7 protein-coding genes are annotated in these 5,210 nt (G+C 35.1%); all 7 read left to right on the plus strand.

The genetic code is table 11. The features are described 5' to 3' along the window. Positions 1-548 precede the first annotated feature (548 nt). Positions 549-863, plus strand: a complete 315-nt coding sequence (locus G8O23_RS16940; protein WP_166367063.1) for a hypothetical protein — start codon at positions 549-551, stop codon at positions 861-863. A 257-nt stretch (positions 864-1,120) separates the two neighbouring features. Continuing rightward, positions 1,121-1,357 carry a DUF4160 domain-containing protein gene (locus tag G8O23_RS16945; protein WP_166367065.1) on the plus strand — a complete coding sequence of 79 codons (237 nt, stop codon included), beginning with the start codon at positions 1,121-1,123 and terminating at the stop codon, positions 1,355-1,357. Then, entirely contained in the window at positions 1,354-1,875 is a 522-nt protein-coding gene (locus tag G8O23_RS16950; RefSeq protein WP_166367067.1) for a helix-turn-helix domain-containing protein, read from the plus strand. The genes G8O23_RS16945 and G8O23_RS16950 overlap by 4 nt, the downstream gene beginning before the upstream one ends. Before the next feature lie 842 nt (positions 1,876-2,717). Continuing rightward, the gene (locus G8O23_RS16955) at positions 2,718-3,272 is read left to right on the plus strand and encodes a hypothetical protein (protein ID WP_166367069.1); all 555 of its coding nucleotides are present in this window, start codon (positions 2,718-2,720) and stop codon (positions 3,270-3,272) included. Positions 3,273-3,275: 3 nt separating this feature from the next. Beyond that, positions 3,276-4,049 carry a hypothetical protein gene (locus tag G8O23_RS16960; RefSeq protein WP_166367071.1) on the plus strand — a complete coding sequence of 258 codons (774 nt, stop codon included), beginning with the start codon at positions 3,276-3,278 and terminating at the stop codon, positions 4,047-4,049. 237 nt (positions 4,050-4,286) lie between these two features. Continuing rightward, positions 4,287-4,643 (plus strand): type II toxin-antitoxin system RelE/ParE family toxin, encoded by a 357-nt coding sequence (locus G8O23_RS16965; protein ID WP_166367073.1) that lies wholly within the window; start codon positions 4,287-4,289, stop codon positions 4,641-4,643. A gap of 2 nt (positions 4,644-4,645) precedes the next feature. Then, positions 4,646-4,975 carry a helix-turn-helix domain-containing protein gene (locus G8O23_RS16970; protein WP_219932585.1) on the plus strand — a complete coding sequence of 110 codons (330 nt, stop codon included), beginning with the start codon at positions 4,646-4,648 and terminating at the stop codon, positions 4,973-4,975. Positions 4,976-5,210: the final 235 nt, after the last annotated feature.

Here is a 5,210-nt window from a genome sequence, read left to right on the forward strand (position 1 = left end):
CTCATCAGGATGCTGCTTTACAAAATCTATAAAATTCATTTTCAATAAATTTTGTACAAATATAATATTTTAGGCACATTAGCGGATATTCATATTATGGTAAATACAAAGGTTCGGGTTATAAAGGTTTAATAATTACATTTAATCTAAATGGTAGTTCATACCTAATTACATTTCAGACTAATGAATCATTATATGAAAGTTATTTAAGTAAATCTATATTAAACAGCATTTACATAAAGTCGACAGAAAAAAAGACTAATATAAAAAAAGGTTGGTCTCAATATGAAATTGATAAAATAGCAACTATCAACTTCCCACCTACATTAGAATTAAGAGATGATAATTCAGCATATGCAATATTACAGGAAACAATAACTGAAGATTTAATTAAGAAAAAAATACAATTAAAAAAGAGTAGTCTTGTATTTCAGCCAACAGGTAGAAATCAACTTACCAAAGAGTCTTTTAAATATTATTGTAGAGTATTAATAAATTACTCCAAGGGCAGTAATGATGATTATTTTAGATATAATGAGAAAATTGTTTTGACTCAAAAAGAAAAAGATGAACTAAATGCCATTTATAGAAATCAAGCTGAAGAACCAATGAAACAACTTAAAACCAAAATTATTAAGTGGTATCCATTGGAAATATCAAACATTGGTGTATACTCAACAATTAAGGTATCATATATCAGACAAATGGAAACTGAAAAACCCGTATATGTTGTATCTTATAATTTCTTTAATTACAATGAAATAGTTGAAATAACTCTAAGTTACAGGTTAGAAGACGAAAGCATTTGGAAAGATGATTTTCAAGAAATAATCAAGTCATTTAAATTTTTAAAATTAAATTGAAATTAAAAACTGGGCATAACAAGGGGTGCATCCAATTTGGGTTGAATCGGTTATGCGGTCGGGTACGCACGCAGCAATCTTCTTAACGGGGGATAAATCCCCTGCCCCGCTTTCCCAAACTGGTTACACCCCCAGCCGTTGGCGGTAACTATGGACGAAATCCCTATTTTCACGGTTTTTCCAAAGTGGCTAGAAAAAATAACAGAAAAATTTGCATTGATGTACCTAATTAGATACCTTTGCAGAAAAATAATTGAATGCCAACAATTGAATATGTAGATGGCGTTAAGATTGTTATCCATAATGGAGAGCATAGACCGCCACACATTCACGCCATATACAGCGAATTTGAAGTGCTAATTGAAATTGAAACTGGGAAAATATATGCGGGAGATTTACCAACTAGACAATTAAAAAAAGCATTTGACTGGATTGCGGGAAACAAAGATTTGGCTTTATCAATTTTCAACGAACTTAATCCACATTTGAAATGAGAAAACATATTAAAATACCACGAATTCTAAAGATAAACTGGATAAAAGGGTTATCTGTTTCTGTGGTTTACAACAACGGAGAATCAAGAATAATTGACTTCAGGAATGTATTGCTTAAAATTGGTGTTGATGAAAAATCACCTGCATCAATTCTATTTAACGAAGACGAATTTAAAAAAGCTGAAATAGAGAATAATACGCTATCGTGGAATAATGTGGAACAGTATATTACACTAAGAAATAATGAAAAAGTAAAAGTACCCTTTGAAATTGGCGCTGACGTTTTGCTAAAATATAGCCAACCTGAAAAAAGTGATGTGGTATTGAAAATTGGACGATTAATTAGAGAATCAAGAATGCGCTCTGGTTTATCACAGCAAGAATTAGCCATAAAAAGTGGTACGACAAGAAATTATATTTCACGGATAGAAAATGACCGTTCGGACATCGAGATTGCCACTTTGAGAAAAATTGTTGAAACTGGATTAGGAAAACAACTAGACGTGAGAATAAAATAGCTACCGCCAACAAGGGGTGTAGCCAATGTGGGTTGACATTGGAACTTCGGAGCGGTTTCGCCCGTTCGGGTCGATTTCGTCGGGGACGAAATCGAAGTTCGCTCTCCCACACTTGCCACACCCCCAGCCGTTAGCAACCATGGTGGACGAAAACGAAGATTTAGCCCATCGGCAGCCTGTTTTGGGGCGTAGATGGCTTGATAATATCGAAATGAGCGGTTAGGCTGAAAACTCTGCATTTTGGAAACAGTTAGGAATGAACAGGCCTTCGAGGGGCTAGAAAATATTTCACTACCCTCGACCAGAATGGTGGATGACGCCTAGCCTTTTATGTTTGCGTAGGGCTGCTTTGAAATTTTTGGCTGGAAAGCCCACGCTGAAAGGCGGAAAAGGCTCTTAGTATTATCGGGCTGAAAATGCAACTCGGGGCTGGAATCGAAAAATGGATGTGATGAAGCCCGCCCACGATAATTAGCACGTAAGCAGCCCTTGACAGGAAATTGTTGTGGCTAGGCGCTGAAAAATTGAAAGGATATGCTGGACACGATGAAATATTTCCCTTTACCCCACCGCACCTCGCTAGCATTCGGGTTTGCTGATAGGCAAGTGGCTGGTTGTTGCGTAGCGTCGTATCGGGGGATATGTGGATATCGACCGCACAACCAGTTTTTAAACCACAGGTTGCTAACAAGGGGTGTAAGCAATGTGGGGGATGTGATGACTTCGAGTCGGCAGAACCCGCATTGGGGCGGCACTAACGGCGGATGACGACGCTGCGCCACGAACTCCCCCACTGCTCACAACCCCCAACCGTTGTAGGCAATTATTGATATTTGCACATAATGAATGATTTAGCAAATAATGAATTTAAGACAGATTTTATAATTAAAACATTAGTTCAAGAAACTCAATTTGAACAATGGTTGAAAATCACTTTTTACCTAAACTCTAAGATAAATGAAGGATATGACATAATATATCAAGAAGCTTATTATGTAAAAGTTTATGAATTGTTTACTGAAGGTTTAGAATATGCCAAATCTGTATATGAGAAATTAAAGAAATCTACTAATATCGAAAAAAAGAAATGGTATCTTGAATTAATTAATGGGCTAGATAGGATTATTACCACTTTTGATGAAACTGAGTTGCTATACATTGAGTACAGGCGTCACGTATCTTCACATATTTTTCAAAATCAATATGAACATATCCAAAAAGACTTGAAGATTAAGAGAATAAGAAAAAACAATGAATTGAAAGAAATACGGGAAAACCTAGAAAGTATTATTTTAAAGCACGGTTCTGATAAAGCTGTTGATGAATATTTAAATAAAAAAATAAATCCACAATTTTCTAAATTGTACAAGACATTAACCAATACTAATTCTGATTAACAAATGAATGTATTTTACGCTATGTTTGATATTTTAGGCTTTAAAGCTTTATTGAATGAACTGAATACTGATGGTTTATATAATAGATACCTTCATAGCATACTCCCAATGATAGAAAATGCATCAATGCCCATTCTAAAAACAATAAAAAGGGACGGTAAAGATGTAATGGTATCTGACAACTCTTATGTTAGGGCAAATTATTCATTCTTCTCCGACACAATAACATTTTTTTCAAGCAATGACTCCTTTGATTCTTTCTTGGGTATTCATATGACAGCGCTTGAATTTTTAAAAAGTGGTTTTGGAATGTATATGCCAATGCGTGGTGCTATAGGATACGGTGATTTGATAGTTGATAAATACGGGATTCAAGTCGGAACGTCAATTGTCGATGCGTATATAGGTGAGCAGTCTCAAGTTTGGTCAGGTTGTATTTATACTAAAAATGCTGAAAAATTCTGTCAAAAAGAGAAATACTTTGAAAAATATCATCAGATATTTCATAAATTGAAAACCAATACGAAGGGATTTCTTGATATGCAACAGTTAGAAAATAAACAAAAATCGTTAATAAAATACAATGTGCCACTTCAAAAGAAAGTTAATGATAAACCAATAGAATACTATAATGAAGAACTTTATGCATTAGATTGGACAAAGAATGTTTTTAATGATGCATCTAAAAAGGTTTTTAAACTTTACAAAAATGACCATCAACAACGGATTAGGGAAAACACAATTAATTTTGAAGAATGGGCGAGAAAAAACAACTAATTGAAAAATAACTGCCTACAACAAGGGGTGTAAGCAATGTGGGGGATGTGATGACTTCGAATCAGCAGAACCCGCATTGGGGCACCCCTAACGGCGGATGACGACGCTGCACCACGCCATCCCCCACTGCTCACAACCCCCAACCGTTAGCAAACATAGTGTAAGAAAAAAATCCACATAATAGTTTCCATATATTAGAACTTTTGTCTAAATTTGTCGTTTATAAAAATACGATGAATGAAACCGAAATTTGAAATTGTACTACTTGACGAAGTTTGGGAACTATTTGATATTCTGGACGAAAAGACTAAAGAAAAGATTATTTATAACATTGATAAGTCTAAATATTTTAATGACCCTGAACTGTTCAAGAAACTTGAAGATGAAATTTGGGAGTTTAGAACCAAATATAACAGAATGTACTATAGACTGTTTGCATTTTGGGATAAATTGGATAAATTGGACAAAACTGAAACACTTGTAGTTGCGACTCACGGAATTATTAAAAAGACTGACAAAATTCCAAAGACAGAAATCGAGAAAGCGAAAGCAATTATGAAGTTGTACTTTGAACAGAAAAACAAAAAAAAATAACAATGGAAACAACGAAAAAAATAAAGACTCATACCCTTGACGAGCTGAAAGACAAACATCTCGGAAGAATTGGGACTGAAAAAAGGGATAAATATGAATACGAACTTCGGCTTGACCTCTTGGGTGAAGTAATTAAGCGCACTAGAAAAGAAAGACATTTGACCCAAACCGAATTAGGAGAAATGATTGGAGTACAAAAATCTCAAATTTCTCGAATAGAAAGAAATGCGAAGAATGTAACAATTGAAACAATTCTGCGGGTTTTTAAAGCATTGAAAGCAAAAGTGAATTTCAATGTAGAACTTCTTGACGGAGAATTTAGAATCGCCTAGAATAACTACGTTTGCTAACAAGGGGTGTAGCCAATGCGGGCTGATTACGGAACTTCGGAGCTGCATCGCCCGTTTGGGGCGATTTCGTCGTGCGACGAAATCGAAACTCGCGCTCCCGCACTCGCCACACCCCCAGCCGTTGTGTGTAAGCTTATAAGACCAGAAAATCAGACTGTTATTATGAATAGATTAATTAAAATATAATGAAAATAAGTCTTGATTATAGTGTTTCTCT

This window comes from Perlabentimonas gracilis (genome assembly GCF_011174675.1).
Lineage (GTDB): Bacteria > Bacteroidota > Bacteroidia > Bacteroidales > Tenuifilaceae > Perlabentimonas > Perlabentimonas gracilis.